The organism is Acinetobacter sp. NIOH-H-8, from assembly GCF_046635365.1.
Classification (GTDB): domain Bacteria; phylum Pseudomonadota; class Gammaproteobacteria; order Pseudomonadales; family Moraxellaceae; genus Acinetobacter.
The window spans coordinates 1-406 of sequence record NZ_JBHDVN010000292.1; the positions used below are offsets into that span (position 1 = coordinate 1).

The window sequence follows — 406 nt, forward strand, 5'->3', positions numbered from 1 at the left end:
GTTGTATCGTGGTAAAGCGAAAACCGTATACAGCACGGAAAACCCGGACCTGTTGGTGCTCGAATTCCGCAATGATACGTCAGCAGGGGATGGCGCGCGCATTGAGCAGTTTGATCGCAAAGGTATGGTGAACAACAAGTTCAACTACTTCATTATGAGCAAACTGGCTGAAGCGGGTATCCCGACTCAAATGGAGCGTCTGCTCTCCGATACCGAATGTCTGGTGAAAAAGCTGGATATGGTGCCGGTTGAGTGTGTCGTGCGTAACCGTGCTGCTGGCTCTCTGGTGAAACGTCTTGGAATCGAAGAAGGTATTGAGCTGAACCCGCCGCTGTTCGATCTGTTCCTGAAAAACGACGCCATGCACGATCCGATGGTCAACGAATCTTACTGCGAAACCTTTGGC

1 protein-coding gene is annotated in these 406 nt (G+C 51.0%); it reads left to right on the forward strand.

Annotated features, from left to right (window positions below):
• Nucleotide 1: 1 nt before the first annotated feature.
• Nucleotides 2-406 (forward strand): phosphoribosylaminoimidazolesuccinocarboxamide synthase (locus ACEWB7_RS18295; protein ID WP_411581133.1); only part of this gene is annotated, 405 nt, incomplete at its 3' end.